General features: G+C 59.9%; 26 protein-coding genes. 14 read left to right on the plus strand and 12 right to left on the minus strand.

Annotated elements, in window-relative coordinates; all coding sequences use genetic code 11:
• Positions 1-10: 10 nt before the first annotated feature.
• The 3 genes from FY152_09345 to FY152_09355 all read left to right on the plus strand — a co-directional run bounded on the left by FY152_09345 (position 11) and on the right by FY152_09355 (position 2,020).
• Positions 11-724, plus strand: coding sequence for an amino acid ABC transporter substrate-binding protein (locus FY152_09345; protein UXS32280.1), 714 nt, complete (start codon positions 11-13; stop codon positions 722-724).
• A 98-nt stretch (positions 725-822) separates the two neighbouring features.
• Positions 823-1,539, plus strand: coding sequence for an aminoacyl-tRNA hydrolase (locus tag FY152_09350; GenBank protein UXS32281.1), 717 nt, complete (start codon positions 823-825; stop codon positions 1,537-1,539).
• 7 nt (positions 1,540-1,546) lie between these two features.
• Positions 1,547-2,020, plus strand: a complete 474-nt coding sequence (locus FY152_09355) for a GNAT family N-acetyltransferase (GenBank protein ID UXS32282.1) — start codon at positions 1,547-1,549, stop codon at positions 2,018-2,020.
• Positions 2,021-2,223: 203 nt separating this feature from the next.
• On the opposite strand, the gene clpS is transcribed toward FY152_09355, so the two are convergent.
• On the minus strand, positions 2,224-2,535 hold the full coding sequence (gene clpS, locus FY152_09360; GenBank protein ID UXS32283.1) for an ATP-dependent Clp protease adapter ClpS: 312 nt from the start codon (positions 2,533-2,535) through the stop codon (positions 2,224-2,226).
• 252 nt (positions 2,536-2,787) lie between these two features.
• On the opposite strand from clpS, the gene ychF reads away from it, so the two are divergent.
• The 4 genes from ychF to FY152_09380 all read left to right on the plus strand — a co-directional run bounded on the left by ychF (position 2,788) and on the right by FY152_09380 (position 5,826).
• Positions 2,788-3,891, plus strand: coding sequence for a redox-regulated ATPase YchF (gene ychF, locus FY152_09365; GenBank protein UXS32284.1), 1,104 nt, complete (start codon positions 2,788-2,790; stop codon positions 3,889-3,891).
• Positions 3,892-4,213: 322 nt separating this feature from the next.
• Positions 4,214-4,690 (plus strand): MaoC family dehydratase, encoded by a 477-nt coding sequence (locus FY152_09370; GenBank protein UXS32285.1) that lies wholly within the window; start codon positions 4,214-4,216, stop codon positions 4,688-4,690.
• Positions 4,687-5,154 carry a MaoC family dehydratase gene (locus FY152_09375; GenBank protein ID UXS32286.1) on the plus strand — a complete coding sequence of 156 codons (468 nt, stop codon included), beginning with the start codon at positions 4,687-4,689 and terminating at the stop codon, positions 5,152-5,154. The genes FY152_09370 and FY152_09375 overlap by 4 nt, the downstream gene beginning before the upstream one ends.
• A gap of 63 nt (positions 5,155-5,217) precedes the next feature.
• A complete protein-coding gene (locus FY152_09380; protein ID UXS32287.1) occupies positions 5,218-5,826 on the plus strand; it encodes a class I SAM-dependent methyltransferase in 609 nt (202 codons plus the stop codon).
• 42 nt (positions 5,827-5,868) lie between these two features.
• On the opposite strand, the gene FY152_09385 is transcribed toward FY152_09380, so the two are convergent.
• The 4 genes from FY152_09385 to petA form a co-directional block, all read right to left on the minus strand.
• Positions 5,869-6,411, minus strand: a complete 543-nt coding sequence (locus FY152_09385; protein UXS32288.1) for an adenine phosphoribosyltransferase — start codon at positions 6,409-6,411, stop codon at positions 5,869-5,871.
• A 217-nt stretch (positions 6,412-6,628) separates the two neighbouring features.
• On the minus strand, positions 6,629-7,513 hold the full coding sequence (locus tag FY152_09390; GenBank protein UXS32289.1) for a cytochrome c1: 885 nt from the start codon (positions 7,511-7,513) through the stop codon (positions 6,629-6,631).
• A 22-nt stretch (positions 7,514-7,535) separates the two neighbouring features.
• On the minus strand, positions 7,536-8,861 hold the full coding sequence (locus FY152_09395; protein UXS32290.1) for a cytochrome b: 1,326 nt from the start codon (positions 8,859-8,861) through the stop codon (positions 7,536-7,538).
• A 14-nt stretch (positions 8,862-8,875) separates the two neighbouring features.
• Positions 8,876-9,454, minus strand: coding sequence for a ubiquinol-cytochrome c reductase iron-sulfur subunit (gene petA, locus FY152_09400; protein UXS32291.1), 579 nt, complete (start codon positions 9,452-9,454; stop codon positions 8,876-8,878).
• A 310-nt stretch (positions 9,455-9,764) separates the two neighbouring features.
• Here petA and FY152_09405 point away from each other — a divergent pair, with 310 nt between their 5' ends.
• A complete protein-coding gene (locus tag FY152_09405) occupies positions 9,765-10,697 on the plus strand; it encodes a hypothetical protein (protein UXS32292.1) in 933 nt (310 codons plus the stop codon).
• Positions 10,698-10,706: 9 nt separating this feature from the next.
• Here the strand turns inward: FY152_09405 and FY152_09410 are convergent, their stop codons facing one another.
• From FY152_09410 to FY152_09420, 3 genes are all read right to left on the minus strand, one after another.
• The gene (locus FY152_09410) at positions 10,707-12,683 is read right to left on the minus strand and encodes an ABC transporter ATP-binding protein (protein UXS33256.1); all 1,977 of its coding nucleotides are present in this window, start codon (positions 12,681-12,683) and stop codon (positions 10,707-10,709) included.
• A gap of 375 nt (positions 12,684-13,058) precedes the next feature.
• Complete coding sequence (locus tag FY152_09415) at positions 13,059-14,909, minus strand: ABC transporter ATP-binding protein (GenBank protein ID UXS32293.1); 1,851 nt, start codon at positions 14,907-14,909, stop codon at positions 13,059-13,061.
• A gap of 382 nt (positions 14,910-15,291) precedes the next feature.
• A complete protein-coding gene (locus FY152_09420; protein UXS32294.1) occupies positions 15,292-16,167 on the minus strand; it encodes a phosphodiesterase in 876 nt (291 codons plus the stop codon).
• Positions 16,168-16,392: 225 nt separating this feature from the next.
• Here FY152_09420 and FY152_09425 point away from each other — a divergent pair, with 225 nt between their 5' ends.
• Both FY152_09425 and FY152_09430 read left to right on the plus strand, forming a co-directional pair.
• Positions 16,393-16,890, plus strand: coding sequence for a tRNA (cytidine(34)-2'-O)-methyltransferase (locus FY152_09425; protein ID UXS32295.1), 498 nt, complete (start codon positions 16,393-16,395; stop codon positions 16,888-16,890).
• Positions 16,891-17,062: 172 nt separating this feature from the next.
• Complete coding sequence (locus FY152_09430) at positions 17,063-18,715, plus strand: Na/Pi cotransporter family protein (protein UXS32296.1); 1,653 nt, start codon at positions 17,063-17,065, stop codon at positions 18,713-18,715.
• 59 nt (positions 18,716-18,774) lie between these two features.
• Here the strand turns inward: FY152_09430 and FY152_09435 are convergent, their stop codons facing one another.
• The gene (locus tag FY152_09435) at positions 18,775-19,050 is read right to left on the minus strand and encodes a hypothetical protein (protein ID UXS32297.1); all 276 of its coding nucleotides are present in this window, start codon (positions 19,048-19,050) and stop codon (positions 18,775-18,777) included.
• A gap of 129 nt (positions 19,051-19,179) precedes the next feature.
• On the opposite strand from FY152_09435, the gene hemF reads away from it, so the two are divergent.
• The 3 genes from hemF (at position 19,180) to FY152_09450 (ending at position 20,895) form a co-directional block, all read left to right on the plus strand.
• The gene (gene hemF / locus FY152_09440; protein ID UXS32298.1) at positions 19,180-20,091 is read left to right on the plus strand and encodes an oxygen-dependent coproporphyrinogen oxidase; all 912 of its coding nucleotides are present in this window, start codon (positions 19,180-19,182) and stop codon (positions 20,089-20,091) included.
• A gap of 123 nt (positions 20,092-20,214) precedes the next feature.
• Positions 20,215-20,481 carry a hypothetical protein gene (locus FY152_09445; protein UXS32299.1) on the plus strand — a complete coding sequence of 89 codons (267 nt, stop codon included), beginning with the start codon at positions 20,215-20,217 and terminating at the stop codon, positions 20,479-20,481.
• Positions 20,482-20,709: 228 nt separating this feature from the next.
• A complete protein-coding gene (locus tag FY152_09450) occupies positions 20,710-20,895 on the plus strand; it encodes a DUF1059 domain-containing protein (protein UXS32300.1) in 186 nt (61 codons plus the stop codon).
• A gap of 24 nt (positions 20,896-20,919) precedes the next feature.
• On the opposite strand, the gene FY152_09455 is transcribed toward FY152_09450, so the two are convergent.
• Genes FY152_09455 through FY152_09465 form a run of 3 tightly spaced genes read right to left on the minus strand, consistent with a single transcriptional unit; the run spans position 20,920 to position 23,431 of the window.
• Complete coding sequence (locus FY152_09455) at positions 20,920-22,176, minus strand: CCA tRNA nucleotidyltransferase (GenBank protein ID UXS32301.1); 1,257 nt, start codon at positions 22,174-22,176, stop codon at positions 20,920-20,922.
• Entirely contained in the window at positions 22,173-22,805 is a 633-nt protein-coding gene (locus tag FY152_09460; GenBank protein UXS32302.1) for a CoA pyrophosphatase, read from the minus strand. The genes FY152_09455 and FY152_09460 overlap by 4 nt, the downstream gene beginning before the upstream one ends.
• Entirely contained in the window at positions 22,802-23,431 is a 630-nt protein-coding gene (locus FY152_09465; GenBank protein ID UXS32303.1) for a DUF1285 domain-containing protein, read from the minus strand. The genes FY152_09460 and FY152_09465 overlap by 4 nt, the downstream gene beginning before the upstream one ends.
• Positions 23,432-23,606: 175 nt before the next feature.
• Between FY152_09465 and FY152_09470 the strand changes: the two genes are divergently transcribed.
• Positions 23,607-24,617 carry a MoxR family ATPase gene (locus tag FY152_09470; protein UXS32304.1) on the plus strand — a complete coding sequence of 337 codons (1,011 nt, stop codon included), beginning with the start codon at positions 23,607-23,609 and terminating at the stop codon, positions 24,615-24,617.
• Positions 24,618-24,621: the final 4 nt, after the last annotated feature.

Here is a 24,621-nt window from a genome sequence, read left to right on the forward strand (position 1 = left end):
GGGAGCAACGATGAGATTGATCCGCTTTTGTCTGATCTTTCTTGCTCTCGCCAATCCGGCCTGTGCGGCCAAGCTTTTCCTGACGACCGAGGTCTATCCGCCGTACAATATGCAGGCCGGCGACGGCAGCGTGCGGGGGGTTTATATCGACCAGCTCAAGATCGTGCTTGAGGAAACCGGCACGGATTACGAAGTCGCCGTCATGCCCTGGGCACGCGCAATCGCCATGGCAACGACGCAGCCCATGCATTGTGTCTTCGCGGCGGCAAGAACCGCCGAACGTGAAAAGCTCTTCAAATGGGTCTCGCCGATCCACAGCGACCGCAATATTCTTGTGGCGCGTCGCGAGGCGGATATCGATGTTTCAAGCCTTGAGGACGCCAAGAAATACCGGGTCGGCACCCAGCGCGGCGACTATACCGAAAGCCTTCTGGAAAGGCTCGGTTTCCCGCAGGTCGACGTCGGCGCGGACTTCCAGATCACGCTTCATAAGTTGAGAGTTGGAAGAATCGACCTGATGCCCATGTCGGAAAGCACCTTCAAAAGCCTGCCGGCAGATACATTCAAGGAAGTGATAACCTTCACGCGGCAACAGCTGGGTCTTGCATGCAATAAAAGCGTTCCCGACGCAGTGATCGCGAAATTGCAGGCCCGGCTGGACAGGCTGATCGCCGATGGAACACAGCAGCGCATATTCGACCGCTACAATCTCGTCAGCCCCTGAGCATCGCGCAACAACGCGAAAATCCATAAAAAGATTGACAGGCAGCGGATTTCGGGGTGGTGACAACAGCATCGTCAGGCAAAACGCGGACATGCCCCATGAAGATCATCGCAGGACTCGGTAATCCCGGCTCGCAATATGCGGGAAACCGCCACAATATCGGTTTCATGGCCGTCGATGCGCTACAGCGCCTGCCCTCCTTCTCGCCCTGGGCGAGAAAGTTCAAGGCGGAGATTTCCGAAGGCGAGATCGGCGGCGAGAAAGTTCTGCTGATGAAGCCGCTCACCTATATGAACCTTTCCGGCGAATCCGTCGGGGAGGCCATGCGCTTCTTCAAGCTCACGCCGGCGGACATCATCGCCATCCATGACGAACTCGATCTCCCCGCCGGCCGCGCACGCATCAAGACCGGCGGTGGCCATGGCGGCCATAATGGCCTGAAATCGCTCGATGCCCATTGTGGCAAGGAATATCGCCGCCTGCGTCTCGGCATCGGCCATCCCGGCGACAAGGAGCGCGTGCATGGACATGTACTCGGCGATTTCGCCAAGGCCGACCGTGTCTGGCTGGAGCCGCTGCTGGACGCCATTGCCGACAATGCCGCCATGCTGGTGAAGGCGGAGGATTCGCAGCTGATGAACAAGCTGGCGCTGGCCACCGGCAGCAAGCCGGAAACGGAAAAACCTGCTAAGGCGGCCAAACCCGCGGCACAGTCCCACATCCATCAGGCGCGCAACAACGCCCAGCCGAAGAAGCTGCCTGAAACCGGACCCATGGCCGAAATGCTGAAGCGGATGTTCGGCAAGAAGGACTAGGTTTCGCATGTCTTCAGCAACCCTCGTCCTGCGCGAAGCCGGCTCCGCCGATCTGCCCGGCCTGCTTGAACTTTATCGGGCACTCAATCCGTCCGACCCGCAATTGACGGCACAAGAGGCAAGAGCCGCTTTCACCGCAATGCTCGGCCAACCCGGCCTTACCGTGTTTCTGGCAACGGAGGCCGGAGAACCGGTCGCGACTTCCACGCTTCTGGTCGTTCCGAACCTGACACGCGCCGCCCGCCCCTATGCCCTCATCGAAAACGTGGTGACGCTGGAAAGCCATCGCGGCCGCGGCTATGGCCGCGCGGTGGTGCACCATGCCATCGAGGCCGCCTTTGCCGCAAATTGCTACAAGGTGATGCTGCTGACCGGCCGCCAGCGTCCCGAGGTTCACGCCTTTTACGAAAGCTGCGGCTTTGTCCAGAACAAGACCGGTTTCCAGATCCGGCAGGACTCAGTCGGAAGCAAAGGGCGGTAATTTCACGCTCCATTGGTCCCTCACCCTCATTCCTGTGCTTGTCACAGGAATCTAGCCAGCCCAAGTCCTTGGGCTGAAAGCAGTCCCTTCGCCGCGCAGACGCGCGTCGGCTGGATTCCTGTGACAAGCACAGGAATGAGGGTGGGTAAGAACAGAGTGCAACCAAAGCATCCAGTTTGCCACGCCCGACATCCAGCAAAGGTTCACTCCTCCGGTTCGGTGGTGAACATCAGCGGAAAACCCGCCTCCTTGCCAAGATCGGTCGCCTCCTTGGCCTTTGTCTCGGCAATATCGCGCTCGCAGACGACGACGACCGCGCTGCCGAAGCGATGCGCCGTCATCATGACGCGGTGGCCGGTGTCCTCGCTCATGCGGAACACGGCTTTCAGCACCACGGTTACGAATTCGCGCGGCGTATAATCGTCATTCAGCAGGATGACCTTGTAAAGTTTCGGCCGTTCCAGCTTCGGTTTGACTTTCGGTTTCGGTTTGAGATCGACAGGACTGTCACTCATCATTGTCGCCCGTGATTGTCACTCAGATATTGCGCATGGGGAAATCCCCATTGATGACGAAAGATCGGTCGCTCGACCGGCGCATATTGCGCCGCAACCGCAGCATCGACAAGCCCGGCATGTCGCCCGCGCGAAATTCCGCACCATTCGCAGGGCTTTGCCCGCCCAAATCGGCCCACGGGCTTGACCTTGCCCTGCCCTTTCCTCAAAAGGCTCCTCAACGAATTCTTTCAAACGGACAGGTTTCAAGCCATGGGCTTCAAATGCGGTATCGTTGGATTGCCAAATGTCGGCAAGTCCACCCTCTTCAACGCGCTGACGAAAACGGCCGCCGCGCAGGCCGCCAACTATCCCTTCTGCACCATCGAGCCCAACACCGGCGAAGTGGCCGTGCCGGACCCGCGCATGCAGCAGCTTGCAGCCATCGCCGGATCCAAGGAAATCATTCCGACCCGCATTTCCTTCGTGGACATTGCCGGACTGGTGCGCGGCGCGTCGAAGGGTGAAGGTCTGGGCAACAAGTTCCTGGCCAATATCCGCGAAGTCGATGCCGTCGTGCACGTTCTGCGCTGCTTCGAGGACGACGATATCACCCATGTGGAAGGCCGCATCAATCCGGTCGGCGATGCCGACACGATCGAGACGGAGCTGATGCTCGCCGACCTCGAAAGCCTGGAACGCCGCGTCGAGCAGACCCGCAAGCGCGCCAGCAGCAAGGACAAGGAATCCCTCGCCCAGCTGCCTGTCATGGAAGCCGTCATCGCGCTGCTCAACGACGGAAAGCCGGCACGCCTGCTTTTGAAGACGCTGGCGGCCGAGGAGATCGAAATCCTCAAGGGCCTCAACCTTCTGACGTCGCACCCGGTGCTTTATGTCTGCAACGTCTCGGAAGCCGATGCATCCTCCGGCAACGAGCACACTGAGGCCGTCGCAGTGATGGCAAAGCAACAGGGCGCCGAATGCGTGATCATCTCGGCGGCGATCGAGGCCGAAGTCGCGCAGCTTCCCGCCGATGAAGCTGAGGAATTCCTCTCGGCGCTGGGGCTTACCGAAGCGGGTCTCGACCGGCTGATCCGCGCCGGCTATCACCTGCTCGACCTCATCACCTATTTCACCGTCGGCCCGAAGGAAACCCGCGCCTGGACGATCGTGCGCGGCACCAAGGCCCCCGCCGCCGCCGGCGTCATCCATACCGATTTCGAACGCGGCTTCATTCGCGCCTTCACCATCAGCTTTGACGACTACATCGCCTACAAGGGCGAAGTCGGCGCCAAGGAAGCCGGCAAGGGGCGCGACGAAGGCAAGGAATATGTCGTTCAGGACGGCGACGTCATCCATTTCCGCTTCAATACCTGATCTGGAGCGGAGCCTGCTTGCGGTCAGGTCACTTCCTTTGAAGGCGATAAGTGGGCGCAGATCTGGCCGCTTGTTTCTTCTCCCCGCCGGGGAGAAGGTGGCCCGAAGGGTCGGATGAGGGGGCACCCTCCCCCGAATATCTCGACGCTCGCCCCCTCATCCCGCTGCCGCGACCTTCTCCCCGGCGGGGAGAAGGCGAAGGACGCGCCCACTCGCGCCACAACATTTCCCTGCTCCACATCGCGCCCCAGATTTGACCTTTACGTAAAGGGAAAAATCATTTTAGATGCCGGCGATATTGACTGTGCGAAGGGAGGAAACCATGGCGCCGGTCGCGACATATGCCTACGAAGATTTTTCCGCCGGGCGGGAATTTCCGCTTGGACCGCAATCGATTTCCGCGGAACAAATCATCGCTTTTGCCAGTGAGTTTGACCCCCAGCCCATGCATCTTTCGGAAGAGGCGGGCCGGCAGAGCATTCTCGGCGGACTGGCAGCTTCCGGCTGGCACACCTGCAGCCTGCTGATGCGGATGATGGCGGATAGCTACATCTCCGATTCCACCTCGCAGGGCAGCCCCGGCATTGATTATGTCGACTGGAAGAAACCGGTTCTGGCGGGAGATACGCTCTCTGGAAAGTCCATCGTGCTGGAACAGCGCACCTCTGGCTCCCGCCCCGGTATCGGCCTCGTGAGATTCCGTCACGAACTCTATAATCAACGCGGCATTCTGGTATCGCACGGAGAAAACACCGTGATGTTCCGCATGCGTGCCGCGGATGGAGGCGTTGCAGCATGAGACTGGCAGAACTCTCTCCCATCGGCGAACGCGTCACCCTCGATACGCTGCATTTTTCCGCTGAAGACATCGTCCGTTTCGCCCGCGATTTCGATCCGCAGCCCTTTCATCTCGATGCCGAAGCAGCAAAGGAAAGCGTTTTCGGCGCGCTGTGCGCCTCCGGCTGGCACACCGGCGCGGGCTGGATGAAATGTTTTCTTTCCCATTGGGCGAAAGAGGTCAAAAGACTGAAGCAACAGGGTCTTGAACCGCCGAAACTTGGCCCCTCCCCCGGCTTTCGTGAACTGAAATGGAAGAAACCGGTATTTGCCGGCGACGATGTAACCTATTTCGTCACCCTGCTTGAAACCCGCCCACTGGAAACCCGCGCCGGCATCTGGCTCAACACCACTTTCAATGAGGGTGTGAACCAGTCGGGAGAGACCGTGCTGACCTTCCGCAGCGGGGTTCTGGAATTCGAATAGGTGCTGGCCGACATCACTCCGCCGCGATACCTTTGAAACAGGAATCGCGGCGGGCAGGTCAATATGGATGATATTCTCGAAGGGTATGCTGCGGCAGCGACACCGGAGCTGATTTCCAGATTCGACAATCTGGACTGCGAGGAGATTTACGCACCCGTCATCGATCTCCTGCCAGCGACACCGTGCCGGATCGCGGATATCGGCAGCGGCACCGGGCGCGACGCCGCCTGGTTTGCCGCGCAGGGCCATGATGTTCTGGCCGTGGAGCCGGTTGAAGAGCTTCGTGAACCCGGCATTCGATTACATCCATCGGACAGAATAACGTGGCTGGATGACGCTTTGCCCGAATTGGCGAAGGCTCGCCGCTACGGCGTCTTCGATCTGGTTGCCCTGTGCGGCGTCTGGCACCACATCGATTACGGGGCGAGGCAGACGGCAATGCAAAGCCTCTCGGAAATGACGGCGATGGGCGGATTGCTGATCATGTCGCTGCGTCACGGCCCCGCACCCGCAGGCCGCCGCGCCTTCACCATTTCACCGGCCGAAACCATAGACCACGCCACCCGCCTCGGCTTCACCCTGATCCGACAGGTGGATGTTGGCTCTATTCAGGCGGGAAACCGCGCTCTGGGTGTTCGCTGGACATGGATCGCTCTGCAAAAGACCAGTTAAAAGAGCGGGCTGCCGCAGCAGCCCTGCCCCGTTCTTTCGGCCTCAATGGCCTGAAAATTCCACCAGCGTCCGCACCTCTACACCGAGGTCTTCCAGCTTCTTGCGCCCACCGAGATCGGGCAGATCGATGACGAAGCAGGCCGAAACGATTTCCGCCCCCATCTGCCGCAACAGCTTCACCGCGCCTTCGGCGGTGCCGCCGGTCGCAATCAGGTCATCGACAAGAATGACCTTCTCGCCGGGCTGCACGGCATCCACATGCATTTCCATTTCATCGACGCCGTATTCGAGGCTATAAGCGACGCGCACAGTGGTGTGCGGCAGCTTGCCCTTCTTGCGGATCGGCACGAAACCGGCCGAAAGCTGATGCGCCACCGCTCCGCCCAGAATGAAGCCGCGTGCTTCCATGCCGGCGATCTTGTCGATCTTCGTGCCCGCATAGGGCTGCACAAGCTCGTCCACCGCCCGGCGGAAAGCGCGCGGATTGCCGAGCAGCGTCGTGATGTCCCGGAAGATGATGCCCGGCTTCGGATAGTCGGGAATGGAGCGGATGGCAGCGGAAAGCTCCGAAGCGATAACGGTCATGGTATTTCCAGTTACAATGGGAAATGGATCAGAAGGTTCGGGGCACCCTATCAACTTGGCGGCTGCGGACCAACTAAAAAGGGACCGACGACCGTCAGCGCGCGATGCCACTGGCAGATATCGGGATGCGGATCACCGTCATGACATCCCTCAACACATGAAAAGGCCCCCAGGGTAAGACCATGGGGGCCAGTGATTGCAGCCATTTAAAACCGGCTCAATGTTCCTTGCGGGCGTAGACCGATTTCTTGGTGAGATAGATCAGCGCCGTGAAGATGAACAGGAACACCATGACCATGAAGCCGGTGCGCTTGCGCTGTTCCAGATGCGGCTCTGCGGCCCACATCAGGAATGCCGACACGTCCTTGGAATATTGATCCACGGTCTGCGGCGCACCGTCATCATAGGTGACCTGATCGGCACTGATCGGCGGCGCCATCTTCAGCGCCACGGCGCTGACGAAATACGGGTTGAAATGCGTGCCTTCCGACACTTCAACGCCGGCAGGTGCATCCTGATATCCGGTCAGCAGCGCATGGATGTAATCCGGGCCGCCTTCCTGATAACCGCCGATAATGGGGATCATGTCGATGATGAATTGCGGGAACCCGCGTTCAACACCGCGTGCCTTGGCAAGCAGCGACATGTCGGGCGGGGCGGCTCCGCCATTGGCGGCGGCTGCCGCCTCATGGTTCGGGAACGGCGAGGGGAAATGATCGGAAGGCACGGCCTTGCGATTATACATTTCGCCTTCGGCATTCGGCCCGTCCTGCACTTCATATTCAGCGGCGAAAGCCTTCACCTGCTCTTCCGAATAACCGAGATCCCCGAGCGTGCGGAAAGAAACAAGGCTCATCGAATGGCAGGCGGAGCAGACTTCCTTGTAGACCTTGAGGCCACGCTGCAGCTGGCCCTTGTCGTATTTGCCGAAAGGTCCGGCAAAGGACCAGCTCTGCTCCTCGGGCTTGATGACCGGGAAGTGACCGCCGGCAATCGCGTGTTCCGTCTTGGTGGCGAGATCATGGCTCTCCTCCGCCGCAAAAGCGGCGGCGGAACAGCCAATGGCGGCGATAAGCGCGATGCTCGTGAGAAGCGTCTTCATTGTCGTCATCCTTCCTTCGCGCTCAGATCTGGGCAGCCGCTGGCGCGGCACCCTTCTTGGCGGCGTTCTTTTCAAGAACGGCCTCGGTAATCGAATTCGGAATACGCCGCGGCGTTTCGACCAGACCGAGGATCGGCATGATGACGAGGAAGAACCCGAAATAATAGAACGTACCGAGCTGGGAAAAGCCGACGTAGTTACCTTTGATATCGCCTCCGAATATCAGGCCGATCAGGCCGCTACCTTCCGCAGGGCGCGAACCCAGCCAGCCGAGCACGATGGCGTTGACCACGAACAGCCAGAAGAACATCTTGTACCAGGGACGATAGACGGCGGAGCGAACCTTCGACGTATCGAGCCAGGGCAGGAAGAACAGCACGATGATCGCGCCGAACATCACGAGAACGCCACCGAGCTTGGAATCGATCGGCCCGATGTTGACGGTAACGGCGCGCAGCATCGCGTAGAACGGCAGGTAATACCATTCCGGCACGATATGCGCCGGCGTCTTCAGCGGGTCCGCCATGATGTAGTTATCAGGGTGGCCGAGGAAGTTCGGCATGTAGAAGATGAACCACGCATAAGCGATCAGGAACACCGAAACGCCGAGCGCATCCTTCAGCGTCGCATAGGGCGTGAAGGGAACCGTGTCGGTCTTGCTCTTCACTTCCACACCGGTCGGGTTGGTCTGGCCGGTCACATGCAGCGCCCAGATGTGCAGGATGACGACACCCGCGATCATGAAGGGCAGCAGGTAATGCAGCGCAAAGAAGCGGTTGAGCGTCGGATTGTCCACCGCAAAGCCGCCGAGCAGGAACTGCTGGATCCATTCACCCACGAGCGGGAAAGCCGTGAAGAAGCCGGTGATGACGGTGGCGCCCCAGAAGGACATCTGGCCCCAGGGCAGAACGTAGCCCATGAAACCCGTCGCCATCATCAAAAGATAGATCACGCAGCCGAGAATCCAGAGGATTTCGCGCGGCGCCTTGTAGGAGCCGTAATAGAGGCCACGGGCGATGTGCAGGTAAACCGCGATGAAGAAGAAGGATGCACCGTTGGCATGCATGTAGCGCAGCAGCCAGCCATGATTGACGTCACGCATGATCTTTTCGACGGAATTGAAGGCAACCGTCGTTTCCGCAGCATAATGCATGGCAAGCACGACGCCGGTGAGGATCTGCACGATCAGCATCACCGAAAGCATCGCACCGAAGGTATAGGCGTAGTTCAGGTTACGCGGGACAGGATAGGCAACGAAGCTGTCATAGATCAAGCGCGGCAAGGGAAGCCGCGAATCGATCCACCTCTCGATGCCGGTGGACGGCTGATAACTGGAATGGCCACTCATGAATATCTGTCCCCTTATCCGATCTTGATCACGGTATCGGATGTGAATGCAAATGTCGGGATGGCGAGGTTCTGCGGCGCCGGACCCTTACGTATGCGGCCCGCCGTATCGTAGTGCGAGCCATGGCAGGGACAGAACCACCCGCCGAAATCGCCGGCCTGGCCGAGCGGAACACAACCGAGATGGGTACAGGAACCGACCATGACGATCCAGTTCTCCTTGCCCTGCCCGGCGGAACGGTCGATATCCGTCGCCTGCGCGTCTGCGGCAATATTGGCATTGCGTGCCACCGGATCCTTGAGATCACCAAGAGCGACGGCCTTGGCTTCCTCGATTTCCTTTTCCGTGCGGTTACGGATGAAGATCGGCTTGCCGCGCCACTTCACGGTGAGTGACATGCCCGGCTCGACCGCCGCCACATCCACCTCGATGGAGGCGAGCGCCAGCGTCGATGCGTCTGGGCGCATCTGGTCGATAAAGGGCCATGCGACGGCGGCGGCACCGACGGCGCCCGCCATTCCGGTTACTAGATATAGAAAATCGCGACGGGTCGGTTCACCCGAGGCGTCGTGATTGGTTACGTGCTCGCTCACCGCTACACCATCCTCTGCGCTGTTTTTGCCGTAAATCGCATGAGTCCTCCCGCTATGATTTGATCCAAGACAAACTCCGTCCCATCGTCTCGGTCATTCTCGCGGCGTTTGAGAAACCGCGTCATTCTGTTTGATCGCAAAATATTGACTGACTTGGCAAGAGCAAAGCACACAAAGCTGCCGTAATTCTGCCTGAGGGGCCCGATTTGTTTCTCATTTTTTCACAAGGCTTGGCAGGCGGGCAACATTGTGCGCACCCCGGCGCCGTGTTAGGAGACGCGAAGGGAGAGCTTGGAAAGCAGGGATTCGGATGACGGCGAAGCTCGCTTGCATGGTCTCCACCGTGGTGGCTGCCGTTCTTTTTATCGCCAGCCTGCGTTATGTGACCGATTTCTGGCTTTTAGCCTTCGTCACAAGCTTTCAGCTTCACATCGCCATTGCCTGTATCCTGCTGTCATGCCTGATATTCTGGCTCACGCGTGACGCGATTTCCGCTGTTCTGGTCGTCTGGTCGCTTGCGCTCGCCATCCATGCCGTGGCCATGCTCATGGAATTTTCCACCTCCGCCACCGCTGCACCCGGGGCCAAGCCCTTTCGACTATTGTCCTTCAACGTGCTGATGGACAATGCCGCCAATGCGGATGCGATTGCCGATACAATCCTCGAATCGGGCGCCGATGCGGTCTATCTGTTCGAGGCGACGGCGCTGCAATCGGTTCTGCCGCGCCTGCAGCAAACCTACCCATACAGGCTCGGCTGCTTTTCCGGCACGCCGACCTGCGACCTGTTGATCCTGTCAAAGCGGCCTTTGCTGGAAGGCCGTTTCCACAGCCTCAGCGATCTGCGCCGCGACCGCTTCGCCATTGCCAGCATCGACCTTGACGGCACGGAACTGACGCTTGCCGCCGGCCACATCACCAAACCCTATTTCGACGATTATCACCGCGACGAGCTGGACGAAGTCAGTGAGATTCTCTTTCGCGTCACCGGGCCGCTTATTCTGGCCGGAGACTTCAATTCGGCAAGCATCGCCCCCGACATGCGTGATTTTCTTGCCGCCAACGATCTGAAGAAAGCGGTCTGGGAACCTGCCACATGGCCAACCAGGGCGGGCCTCTTCGGCATCGCCATTGACCACATCTTCGCCCGCGAACCGGCGACGCTGATGAAAACCACACGCCTGCCCAACCGCCTTGGCTCCAATCACTATGGGCTGGTGGCCGATTTCATGATCGGAAAATAATCGCCGGGCTTATTGGGCGGCCTCATCGGCGGCAAGAAAACCGCCCGACTGCCGTGCCCAAAGCTCCGAATATAGACCGCCCTTCGAGACCAGATCGGAATGGTTGCCCTGTTCCACGATCCGGCCCTGATCCATCACGATCAGCCGGTCGAGAGCGGCGATCGTCGATAGCCGGTGGGCGATGGCCAGCACCGTCTTGCCATGCATCAATTCGTCGAGATTGCTCTGGATCGCGGCTTCCACCTCAGAATCGAGTGCCGAGGTTGCCTCGTCGAGGACGAGAATAGGCGCGTCCTTCAGCATCACGCGGGCAATGGCGATGCGCTGCCGCTGGCCGCCGGACAGTTTCACCCCGCGCTCGCCGACATGCGCGTCGAAGCCCAAGCGGCCGCGCTGGTCCACCAGCCTGGCGATGAAATCATCCGCCTTTGCCCGGCGCGTCGCCTCCAGCAATTGCGCTTCGGTGGCGTCGGTGCGGCCGAACATGATGTTGTCGCGGATGGAACGGTGCAGCAGCGACGTATCCTGCGTGACCATGCCAATATGGGCGCGCAGCGATTCCTGCGTCACTCCGGCGATATCCTGCCCGTCAATCAGGATGCGGCCTTTCTCGACATCGTAAAACCGCAGAATCAGGTTGACGAGGGTGGATTTGCCAGCGCCGGAGCGCCCGACGATGCCGACCTTTTCCCCCGCCTTGATATCGAGATTGAGATGATCGATGACGCCATTCGCCCGCCCGTAATGGAAGCTGACATTCTCAAAGCGAATGCTCGGCTTCTTCACTTCCAGCACCGTCGCATCCGGCGCGTCCACGAGACCGATCGGCTGCGAAATCAGCTCCGCGGCATTCTGCACCGTGCCGAAATTGCGCATGATGCCGTTGAACTGCGTCATCAACCGCCCGAGCAGGAAATTGAGGCGCAGCACCAGAGCCAGCGTAAAGGCAACCGCACCGGAACTGATCCTGCCGGACAGCCACAGGTCGATGCAGAGGGCGGCCATTGACGTGATCATCACGCCCGACAGCAGCGCCATGGAGGCGCGCACGCCGGTGATGAACCGCGTAAACGTCATGGTGGCGTTCTGGAAAATATCGAAGCCCTGCCGCATGTAGCGGTCATTGGCGTCGTCGCGCCCGAACAGCCTGAGTGTCTGGATATTGCTGTAGGCGTCCACCATGCGGCCGGAGAGCATGGAGGCGGCTTCCGCCGTCTCTTTCGAATGGTAGCGAATGCGCGGCACGAAATAACGCGCCAGCGCCGAAAAGATCAGCACCCACACAAGCACGACAAGCGCAAGCCGCCAGTCCAGCCCGCCGATCAGAAACAGCATCGAAACGGAATAAATCCCGACGAACCAGACGCTTTCCATCAGCGAGGTGACAAGATCACCCGCCGCCTGCCCGCCCGACCAAACCTTGGTGACGATGCGGCCGGAAAAATCGTTCTGGAAGAAGGTCAGCGATTGCCGCGCCACATGCATGTAGGATTGCCAGCGCACCAGATTGTAAAAACCGGGTGTAATGATCTGCTGGTCCACCAGCGCGGTGATCATCGTGACGATGAAACGCACGACGCCGATCAACACCAGCATGCCGACAAGTTCGCCGCCATGGGCGGCAAGCAGGCCGGCCCAGCCTTCATCCGGCTTCACGGTCGAGAGAATATCCACCAGCCGCCCGACGAACCAGAACAGCGCCGCCTCAATGGCCGCCGTTAGCCCGCCCAGCACCAGCATCGCGAAAAACGGCGCCTTGGCCTGAGAAATATAGAACCAGATGAAGGCGAATGTGTTTTCAGGCGGCCGCAGATCGTCCTTTCGGGCGAAGGGCTTGATCCAGTTCTCGAAGAACTCGAAGATGCGCGTAATGACCATGATCCGGATATAGGCGGATTCCCGTTGAGGGAACAGCCGCCGAGCCTTGGGGAAGAGATTATATTTCGGTAACGTTGGGGAAATGAAAATGGGCGCGAAACGTTCCACCGGCCTCTGGATCGCAAACAACATAGGCCGCTTTCAGCCGTCATCCTAAGTTCGTCGTCGCCATCCTCCCCTTCCGCCGTCTCATCCTCGCCCTTGAGGCGAGGATCCACCCACACCCGGAAAACATGGATCCTCGGGTCAAACCCGAGGATGACGTCGCGTCTGCCGAAAAGGCCAAGAATATTCATTGCGCGGAAATCGCCCGCGAGCTTATGCGCGGTGCATGTCTAGAAGAGCTTTAGCTTCCACACTCCATCAATGCAGACACGCCGTGGCTGTGCGGTCATGACGGAGGAGAGGTTTAGCGCACTTGCCTGCGTAAACGCAGGCCGCAAGCGTGAGGGCGGGAAACCATGCCCCGCCCTCACATTATTCTTATTCCGCAGCCACATCAGCCTCGTGGTCAGCAATGAAACCGCCGGACTGGCGCCGCCACAGATCGGCATAGATACCGCCCATCGCCACCAGTTCCGCATGGCTGCCGGCCTCGACGATCTGGCCCTTGTCGAGGATGATGAGCCGGTCCATCTCGGTCAGCGTCGAAAGGCGATGGGCGATCGCAATCACGGTCTTGCCTTCCATCAGCGAGAACAGGTTTTCCTGGATCGCCGCCTCGACTTCACTGTCGAGCGCCGAGGTCGCTTCGTCCAGCACCAGAATCGGCGCATTCTTGAGGAACACACGGGCAATCGCGATGCGCTGACGCTGGCCGCCGGAAAGCTTCACGCCGCGTTCGCCAACCTGCGCATCGAGGCCCTGACGGCCATGCATGTCGACAAGCGTTTCGATGAAGTCCCAGGCATTCGCCCGCTTCGCCGCCGCAATCACCTGCTCGTCCGTGGCCTCGGGATGGCCATAGGCGATGTTGTCGCGGATCGAACGGTGCAGCAGCGACGTATCCTGCGTCACGACGCCGATCAGCTCGCGCAGGCTGTCCTGCGACACCTTGGAAATGTCCTGCCCGTCGATGGTGATCCTGCCCGCTTCCAGATCGTAGAAACGCAGCAGCAGGTTCATCAGCGTCGTCTTGCCCGCGCCCGAACGCCCGACCAGACCGACCTTCTCGCCCGGCTTGATATCAAGCGTCAGCCCGTCAATCACGCCCTTGTTCTTGCCATAGTGGAAACGGACGTTGTCATAACGGATGGCGCCCTGGGGTGCCGCAAGCTGCGGGGCCTTGGCGACATCGACGATATCGTGCGGCTTCGTCATCATCGACATGCCGTCATAGACCGTGCCGATATTTTCGAACAGCGAGGTGACTTCCCACATGATCCACTGCGACATGCCGTTGACGCGCATGGCAAGGCTGATGGCGATGGCGACCGAACCGGCGGTGACCGAACCCTGCATCCAGAAATAAAGACCGAGCGCCGCCGTGGAAAACAGCACCACGGCATTGTTGAGGTCGATCAGGATGTTGAAGCCGGAAATCTTGCGCATCTGGCGGTGAACGGTTCCGAGAAACACGTTCATGCCCTCACGCGCATATCTTTCCTCGCGGCCCGCATGGGAAAACAGCTTGATCGTCGAGATGTTGGTGTAGCTGTCGACGATGCGGCCCGTCATCATCGAACGCGCATCCGCCTGCTCCTGCGCCAGCCGTCCGAGCTTCGGAACGAAATAGGCAAGGATGCCCATATAGATACCGAGCCAGACCAGCAGCGGAATGACCAGCCGCCAGTCCGCGGCCGCAACCATGAACAGCATCGAGACGACGAAGCTGATCGCATAGACGAAGACGTCGATCACCTTCAGCGCCACTTCGCGGATCGCCAGCGCCGTCTGCATCACCTTGGTCGAAACCCGGCCGGCAAATTCGTTGGCGAAGAAATTCATGGAATGGCGCAACAGGAAACGGTGCATCTTCCAGCGCGCAATCATGCCGAAATTGCCGGCAAGCGTCTGGTGCATCGTCATGGTGTGGATCGCGCCCATCAGCGGCAGCACGAAGAGCACCAGTCCGGCCATGACAATCAGATGCCAGCCCTCATCGGCAAAAAACGTCTCGCGATTGGCCGTGGACAGCCAGTCGACGATATTGCCGAGGAATTTGTAGAGCATGGCTTCCGCAACGGCGATGCCCATGGACATCAGGCCAAGCAGCAGCAGCCAGGGCCATGCCGGCTTCACATAGTGCCACAGGAACGGCAAAAGCGTCTTCGGCGGCACGGACGGCGTCGAAGAGGGAAAAGGATCGAGGCGTTTTTCAAACCAGCCAAACATAGGCCAAGCTCCGGCAATCAATCGCTCCATCGTGACATGGTGAGCGGACACAAATATGGCTCACGACGGAACGGAAAAGTCTTTGGATATGGCCGTGACAGCCACATGACGAATCGAGAAATGGGAAACGCGGCCGAACCGCGGAGTAACACCTAGGCCAGCAGCGGCACTACTGGGGCCGGGAGGCGAAAGCGAACGTAAATATCCATAATAACCTCCCTGAGCTGGTGTTGAAGATGTGGCCTTGTAGCGCAAAAATTAATCGTTGACCAGTCGGAAAGACCAGGATGCGCTAGAAAACTCCCGATTGTGGCGAACACCGCCAAATGGGTGGATTTACCCGCAGAGGTTTCCACCCATCACCGGCCTTGAATGTATCGCCTTACTCGGCAGCATCCTGTGACTGCTCACCTTCATATTCCGCAACCAGCTCGGCCATATCCGCCTGCGTATGACGTTTGAGTTCCCGGCGGTCGCTGGGCTGAGGCGCGAAAGCGACGGTCAGGCCCGTATCCCGCACCGTGCCGATGGCGAAGGATGCACCCGACAACATGCGCACGCCCGCATGCAACCACAGGGGATCGGTGGCGAAATGTTGGCCGATGCCGACGACGACGGGAATACCCTGCCAGTGCGACATGCGGTCGTAGTGGATATGGCCCGCAAGAATACCGATGACATCATGCTCGAACAGCACCTCGTCGAGGGCCTCGGTATCGTCAAAGGACAGGGATTCCCACTCCGCATCGGGACGGTCGAAATCGAGCGCCGGTGCATGGTGCATCACCAGAAGCTTCGGCAGGTCGGGATGGTTTTCGAGTTCCTCCTCCAGCCATTCGATTTGGCCGGGCTCGAAAGCGCCGCCGACCTTGCCCGGAACGCTGGTATCCATCACGATGACATGGAGACCGGCAATCACCGCGGCATGGTCGTAGGGCGCGTCCAGCTCCTCGTCACGGCCGAGCATGACAGGATAAAAGCCATCACGGCGATCATGATTGCCAAGCGCGAAGAGCACTGGCACATCGAGTTCAGCCGCGTCCAGCAGACGCTTGAGCTCCTCGTAGCTGCCGGCATCGCCCCTGTTGGTCAGATCGCCGCTGACAACGATGAATTCGGGCGCCGGCTCCAGCGCCTTGATCTGCGCCAGCGTGTCGGCGAGCCTCGTCGACGTATCGGAATAAAGATCATCATCCTGCACCTGCGGATTGCCCACATGCAGATCGGTCAAATGGACGAAATTCACCCGTTCGGACATGATATCTTCCTGTTTTTGCGGCACAGAATATCCGGCCTGAAAGCGCGCCGTCACAACTCATGCCGGCGTTCGGACGGCCTGACGACCCATTGGTTAATGGGTAGCCCGCCTGTGTGTCATGCGAATGAATACGGCGCTCTTCGAGACCGACTTTTCATGCTGCATCTGTCACAGGTCATCCGCCCGTGCTAATCGCTCCAGCATTCCAACCGCGACGGGAAGACCATGTCCGACATCAAGCCTGAAATCGGGCCCAATATCAGGCCAAGCATCAGGATCGCCCTTTACCAGCCCGATATTCCCGGCAATACCGGCACCATCCTGCGGCTGGCCGCCTGTCTTGGCCTCGGCGTCGATATCATCGAGCCGGCCGGCTTCGATATTTCCGACCGCAACCTGAAACGGGCGGGCATGGATTATATTGCGGCGGCGGCGCTGACACGCCATGTCAGCTGGGACCGTTTTGAGGAATGGCGCGCAACCACGGGCCGCCGCCTTGTTCTCGCCTCGACCAAGGCCGCCCTGCCCTATACGCAAATTGCCTATCGTGAGGACGATATCCTGCTTTTCGGCCGTGAAAGTGCGGGTGTACCCGACCACGTGCATGAGAAGGCGCAGGAGCGAATCATCATACCGATGGTGGCGGGACAACGTTCAATCAACGTGGCCATGTCGGCGGCGATGATCACCGGCGAGGCTTTGCGTCAGACCGCATGGGCTTGAGTGCCCTTTTTAACGCCATTTTTTCGGGCAAATACAAAATTTGACCGTTTTTGCTTCAAAACTGTCGCAACCCGGCCTGTACCGAAGGCGTTCAGGCTCCTATACTCATTAGCCGGACAACAAAAATCACCCTCGCCGGAACCGTTCGCCGGCGGGTGTGAGGAGACGTAGCATGCAATCCACCATTGTCATCGTCAACCTTCTCGGCGCAGTCGCGCTGCTGCTCTTCGGCCTTGCCCAGGTGAAGGACGGGGTCACCCGCGCCTTCGGCATGAAACTGCGAAGCGTGCTGGCGACCGGCACCCAGAACGGCCCGCGTTCGTTCTTTTCCGGCTTTTTTGCCACCGTCGCATTGCAAAGCTCGACGGCGACGGCACTGACCGTCACCTCCTTCGCCGAGCGTGACCTCATCAAACCGCGTATGGCGCAGGTGGTGCTGCTTGGCGCCAATGTCGGCACCGCCGTCACCGCCTGGATCGTGGCCGCCGGCGTGGAATGGCTGTCGCCTCTTCTGATCCTTGCGGGCATTATTTTTAAAAAGGGCAGTTCCAATGCCAGACAGGGCGGCGGAACCGCCTTGATCGGCATCGGCCTGATGCTTCTTTCCCTGCATCTGCTGAGCGGTGCGACCGAGCCGATGCGCGCCTCGCCCGCTCTCGGCGTCTTCATCGGCCTGCTGGATGGCGCATGGCCCGTGGCGCTGATCTTCTCCGCCGTACTGGCCTTCGTCTCCTCCTCCAGCCTCGCCGTTGTCGTGCTGATCCTGTCGCTGGCGGCCACCGGCACGCTGTCGGCCGGCCTCATCATCGTTCTCATCCTGGGCGCCAATCTCGGCGGTGCCATTCCGCCCGTCATCGCCACCCTGTCGGGCCCCGCCTCGGCGCGGCGCATCACCATCGGCAACCTCCTCGTGCGCACCATCGGCTGCCTCATTGCGCTGCCGCTCGCCTCCTATGGCGCGACGCTCCTGCAGCAACTGCCGATTTCGCCGGCCAAACTGCCGGTAGACGCCCACCTGATCTTCAATGTCATCCTCGCGGCGCTGGCCTGGCCCTTCTCCGGCCTGATATCCGATCTGATGACAAAGCTGGTGCCGGGCGATCCGAAAGCCGAAGACGGCCCGAATTTCCTCGACCAGCAGGCGCTGGACATGCCGGTCGTGGCGCTCGCCAACGCCACCCGCGAGGTCTTGAGCGTCGGCGACAGCATCGAGCGCATGCTGATCCGCGCCGAAAACGCCTTCAAGCACAATGATCTGGCACCGCTTCAGGAAGTTTCCCTGCTTGAAAACAAGGTCGATCGCCGTCAGCAGGAGGTGAAGGTCTATCTGTCGCAGCTGGGGCGCAAGGGGCTAACCGACGAGGAAGCGCGCCGTTCAATCGCCATCATCGATTATGCCATCAACCTCGAACATATCGGCGACATCATCGAAAAGGGCATTTGCGAGCAGATTCGCAAGAAGGTGCTGAACAGCTTCAAATTTTCCGACGACGGTTATGAGGAGCTGAAGACCCTGTTCGACATGACCATCGAGAACCTGCGTGCCGCCCAGAGCATTCTGGTGACCGGCGATTTCGATCTTGCCCGCCGGCTGATGGAAAGCAAGGTGGATATACGCCGCCTCGAAAAACAGTCTTCCAACCGCCATCTCGAGCGCCTGCGCGACGGGCTTGCGGAAAGCATGCAGACCAGCTCGCTGCATCTCGACATGCTGCGGGATCTGAAGCGCATCAACGCCCATATCGTCACGGTGGCGCATCCCATTCTGGATGAAAGCGGCGTGCTGATCGAAAGCCGCCTGCGTTATGCCGAGCCCCGCGCCTGAAAGCATTTTCAAGGAAAAGCGGTCCCGGTTCCGTTCGGAAAGGCAAAACGCCCTAAACTTCAATCGGCCGAAGGAAGCCGCCGCATGGTGAATTCGATGCGGTCGCCTTCCAGCTGTCGCCAGCTTTCCACTTCCGTCCAGTAGGCCGCTTTCGGAAAGCTGTCGAACCATTCGCGCGCCTTGGCGCGGGCTTCCTCGCGCCCGAGACAGAAGGTTTGCCGCACGAACATGCCATTGCGCGTCTTGTCCTCGCCCGAGCCTTCACGCGCCTTGCGGTGATTGGCGATCCTGCGCTTCAGCCCGTCCAGGGGCGGCGGTCCGGTAAATTTCGTCATGATATTCACCTCTGGCACCTACATCGATAAAGATAGTGCCCGCATGTGAACTTGGCGAGTCGAATTTGTGCGCGGGGCCTGCACCTGCTAGACGCGACAGGGAATCGACTTCACCTAAGGAGAATACGCATGGAACGGCCAATCTTGCCGAAGGGCTTGCCCGACGACATCGAGGACAAGAAGGCCCTTGCCCAAGCCTGGTTCCAGCATCTGCGCGACACCATCGTCGCCTCCTTCGAGACCCTAGAAAACGACCTGACCGGCCCTCTTTCCGATCAGGAGCCCGGCCGTTTCGTCCAGAAAGACTGGCTGCGCGACAATGGCGAGGGCGGCGGCGGCAGGATGTCGATGATGGAAGGCCGCGTCTTCGAGAAGGTTGGCGTCCACACCTCCACCGTCTATGGCGAATTCTCGCCGGAATTCCGCAAGCAGATACCGGGAGCGGAAGAAGACCCGCGTTTCTGGGCCTCCGGCCTCTCGCTGATCGCCCATCCCGTCAATCCCAATGTGCCGGCCGTGCACATGAACACCCGCATGGTCGTCACCACCAGCCACTGGTTCGGCGGCGGCGCGGATCTGACGCCGGTGCTGGGGCGCAGACGTGACGAACAGGACCCGGACACCCAGCTTTTCCACCGCGCCTTCCAGATCACCTGCAACCGCCATCCGGTCGCCGATTATCCGCGCTACAAGACATGGTGCGACGACTATTTCTTCCTGAAACACCGCAACGAGCCGCGCGGCACCGGCGGCATCTTCTTTGACTGGCTGCATCCAGAAGAAGAGAAAGGCGGCTGGGACGCCAATTTCGCCTTCGTGCAGGATGTCGGCCGCGCCTTTAATCTGGTCTATCCGAAAATCGTCCGCGCCAATTTCAACCAGAACTGGACGGAAGAGGACCGTGACGAGCAGCTTATCCGTCGCGGCCGCTATGTGGAATTCAACCTGCTTTATGATCGCGGCACGATCTTCGGCCTCAAGACCGGCGGCAATGTCGAATCGATTCTCTCCTCTCTACCGCCGGTAGTGCGCTGGCCCTAAAAAAACTCACGTAAATTTGACGCTCATCAGCCATTTGGTCGCAAATAGCGCAAATTAGGACTTATGGAAAAATCAAGGCAATGATAGTCTCCTCCTCGCAGACGTACTGGAGGAGCTATCGTCATGATTACTTCGAACAGCATGCCTATCTCTGCTTCCCCCGAGGAAGCCCAGCATTCCATTGATACCCCTGATTTGATCGATCGCCTGGCAGCGGAAATGCGTGCCACGGGTGATCGCGAACTGCCGCATTCCTTTTATGTCGAACAGGTAAAACGCACGCTGGCCGGAAAAACGGTGAAGCGGGCGGACAATGACGAAATGCCTCGTACAAAAATTCCGGCAGCCGGCACATCCTCTGTTTTCCAGTGCTGGGCGATGCCCGAATAGGGGCCTGAATAAGGTCGAAGGACGCCGCTCTGGAACATAAGCGGTGAACATTCGTTTCTTGTCGGAGGGACAGCAGGCGATTGAATTGCTGTCCCTCACTCTCGCACATTCTCCCTGTCGAAAATCGATTCCGGTTTTCGACAGGGAGAATGTGCAGACTCAAGATGTTAGAGCGTCCTTTATGCGTCCGAACGGACTCATGGCGCTCTAAAACAGGGAGGCAAGACCATGAGACTGTTTGAATGTGGAACGCTTGTGCCCGGCTGTGCTTGGCACACGCGCGCAGATGACGACGCTGAAGTTGTGCGTCGCACCGTGGAACATATGCGATCGGCGCACGGCGAAACCGTCATCCGCGAGAACATGATCGAAAACATCAAATCCCGCATTCGCGACGAGGCAAATGCGGCCTGAGCCGCAACGCCGCCGTCGCTGACCTCAATTTTCCAGCATATCCTTCAGCCGGGCGGTCAACGCTGCCCGGTCGAGTGAGAAATTGACGTCGATCCACTTTTCCTCAAGGCTTTTCAGCACTTCGCCCACCTTCGGGCCGGCCTCGACGCCCGCAGCCATCACATCCGCGCCGCTCAGCGGAAAGCCCGGTTTGTGGAATTTCTCCGCCCGCGTCAGCAAAGTCGAAAGCCGCGCCACTTTCTGCATGGCCGTGTCGCCGGCAGAAAGATCGGCACGGGCCGAAGCAAGCGCCAGTTTCAGCCGCGTCTTCACGCCCTCGACGCCCTGACGATAAAGTAGTCGGTCGAGCGCTGTCTCCTTCTGCTCCGGGTCAGCCGCCGGAGCCGAGGCCCAATAAGCAAGATAAGCCGCTTCGGCTTTCGACAGCCGGAGGCGCGCGGCAAGGGCAGCCAGCCTGTCCCTGTCCGGCGGCACGATGGCGGCAAGCCGCAGCATCGGGTCCACCGCCCAGCCGAGAGCCTGCTCCGTCGCCACCAGCCCGTGAATGGCGTCGATGCCCCATTTTTCCGTTTCGGGAAGAATTTCCGCCAGAACGCCCGATTGCCGCATCCACAAAAGGGCGCGGGAAGGATCGCGGGCGGAAAGCAGCTTTTTCAGCTCGCTCCACACCCGCTCGGCCGAAAGGGTGCCCAGCTTGTCCTTGGCCCGCGCGCTTGCCCGCAAGCCGTCCGCATCCGGGCGGCCGGAGCCGTAATGGGCGAAAAAGCGGAAAAACCGGAGAATCCGCAGGTAATCTTCCGAAATCCGCATCGCCGCATCGCCGATGAAGCGCACCGTGCCGGTCTCGATATCGGGAAGACCATCGATAAGGTCGATGATCTCACCCTTTTCGTCGGCATAAAGAGCATTGATGGTGAGGTCTCGCCGCTCGGCATCGGCCTGCCAGTCGGTGCCGAAGGCCACCTGTGCGTGGCGGCCATTGGTTTCGACATCGCGGCGCAACGTCGTCACCTCGAAACCTTCGCCATCGATCACCAGCGTTACCGTGCCGTGTTCGATGCCGGTCGGCACCGCCTTGATGCCCGCAGCCTTGGCCCGCGCAACAACCACATCAGGGGTTAGCGTCGTCGCCATGTCGACATCGACGACCGGCAGGTCCATCAGCGCATTGCGCACCGCGCCGCCAACGATCCGCACCTCGCCGCCATCGGCATTCAGAAGCGTAAAGATGCGCTTGAGCGCCGGTTTTTGAAACCAGTCCCGCCCGGCAAGGCTGCTCATGAATAAAACCTCTCGTAAATCGTCCTGACGATGCCCGCCGTAATGCCCCAAATGTAGCGTTCGCCATAGGGCATTTCATAGAAAAACCGCTCCTTCCCCTGAAAGATGCGGCTGCCGCGCCCGTGATTGGCCGGGTCCATCAGAAAGGACAGCGGCACTTCGAAAACCTCATCCACTTCGGTTGGATTGAGCGTCAGGTCGAAGCCGGGCCGAACGATCGACAGCACCGGCTTGATGCGAAAACCCGTCCCGGAAATATAGTCCGGCAGGCGCCCGACCGTTTCCACGAAGGACCTGGAAAGGCCGATTTCCTCTTCCGTCTCGCGCAGCGCCGCCTCTTCCGGCGTCCGGTCCTCGGCATCGATGCCGCCGCCCGGAAATGAAATCTGGCCGGAATGTTTGCGCAGGGTGGCCGTGCGCTGGGTGAAGATCACCCGCGCATCGTTGCCATCGTCAATGACCGGCACCAGCACGGCGGCGTCCTTCAGCCTGATGCCGTTTCCAGACAGCACCACGCCCGGATTGAGCACATGGTCGCCATGCTCCCGTTCCGCCACGCCCTCGCCTTCCTGCAGCACGCGGCAGCGGAAATCGGCGGCGGTAAAAGTCTTGAATGCCGTTGTCGTCATTGCGAAAGCCGTTCCAGTTCCTTGGCGGGCATCACCGGAAAAGTCACCCCGCCCGAGCGCACGGCGAACATGTCGACGCCCTCCACTTCGATCACCTCGCCAAGTGCGACGAGATCATACATCACCGCCCGCGACACGAGCGCTTCCAGCCTGCCGCGCACCAGAAGATAGGGCTTCAATTCCCGGTTCTCACCGAAAACCTCGAACCGCAGCGGATGCTCCGGCCCCACCTCCACCACATCGCCGACATTGGTGCGGAAGGTCAGCAGCGGCTCGCCATCATCCTCACCCGCCGTCAGCTTCATTTCCACGGCGACGAAAGGCGCATCCACGACGCGGATGCCGACTTTTTCCACAGGAGTTACGAGATAGGTTTTGCCGTCCTCATCCTTGCGCAGAACCGTGGAAAACAGCCGCACCAGCGGCGCCCTGCCGATGGGTGTACCGAGGTAGAACCAAGTGCCATCGGCGCGGATTTCCATGTCGAGATCGCCGCAAAAGGGCGGATTCCAGCGTTCCACCGGGGCCGGCCCGCGTTTGGCGACGCCGGTCTGTTCGGCGGCGCGGGAAATCATCGCCGCAAGCCCGGCCGCATCATCAGCCGAATTTATCGTCTCCGCTGCCATATTCGAGTCTCGCTTTGCCGATAAGGAAATACTAAGTCACGACATAGTCATTCGAATGGCGCTTGTCAGCGGCCAAGAGAGCAATAAGCTATATGCAGCGCAAAATCCGTCCCGGCCGACTGCCAGCAAAACCGGGATGTGACTGTGACAGCGGCGAAGGTATGAGGAGAGCGACATGGGCGTGATGAATACCGGCGAAACCCTCGATGAAAAGGCCATCGTCGCCGCGGCTGAAAAGGCGCTTTCCGACATTGCGGCCATCCGCACGGAAGTCTCCAAGGTCATTTTCGGCCAGGAAAAAGTGGTACAGAACACGCTTCTCGCCATCCTCTCCGGCGGCCATGCGCTGCTCGTCGGCGTTCCCGGCCTCGCCAAGACCAAGCTCGTCACCACGCTCGGCACCGTGCTCGGCCTCGATGCCAATCGCATCCAGTTCACGCCGGACCTGATGCCCTCGGACATCCTCGGTTCCGAAGTCATGGATCAGGACGAAAACGGTCGCCGTTCCTTCCGTTTCATCAAGGGTCCGATTTTCGGCCAGCTGCTGATGGCCGACGAAATCAACCGCGCCAGCCCGCGCACGCAGTCCGCACTTTTGCAGGCCATGCAGGAATATCATATCACCATGGCCGGCCAGACCTATGAGCTGCCGAAGCCGTTCCACGTTCTCGCCACCCAGAACCCGCTGGAGCAGGAAGGCACCTATCCGCTGCCCGAAGCGCAGCTCGACCGCTTCCTGCTTCAGGTCGATGTCGGTTATCCCGAGCTTGCCGCCGAACGCCAGATCCTGCTCGACACGACGGGCACCGCCTCCGGCGAAGCACGCGGCGTGATCGATGCCGGGCGCCTGATGGAAATCCAGGCCCTCATCCGCCAGATGCCGGTCAGCGACAAGGTGGTGGATGCGATCCTCTCGCTCGTCCGCTCCGCTCGCCCCGGCCATGGCAACAAATTGACCGACAAACACGTTGTCTGGGGTCCGGGTCCGCGCGCCGGCCAGTCGCTGATGCTGACGGCCCGCGCCCGTGCGCTCTATGAAGGCCGGCTCGCGCCGTCGCTGGACGATGTCCATGCGCTGGCCGAACCGGTGCTGGAACACCGCATGGCGCTGACCTTTGCGGCCCGCGCCGAAGGCATGTCGGTGCGCGATGTTATCGCAGCCCTCGTGGAGCAGGCGAAGAACTGAAGCG

Source organism: Agrobacterium tumefaciens (genome assembly GCA_025560025.1).
In the GTDB taxonomy this organism is placed as follows: domain Bacteria; phylum Pseudomonadota; class Alphaproteobacteria; order Rhizobiales; family Rhizobiaceae; genus Agrobacterium.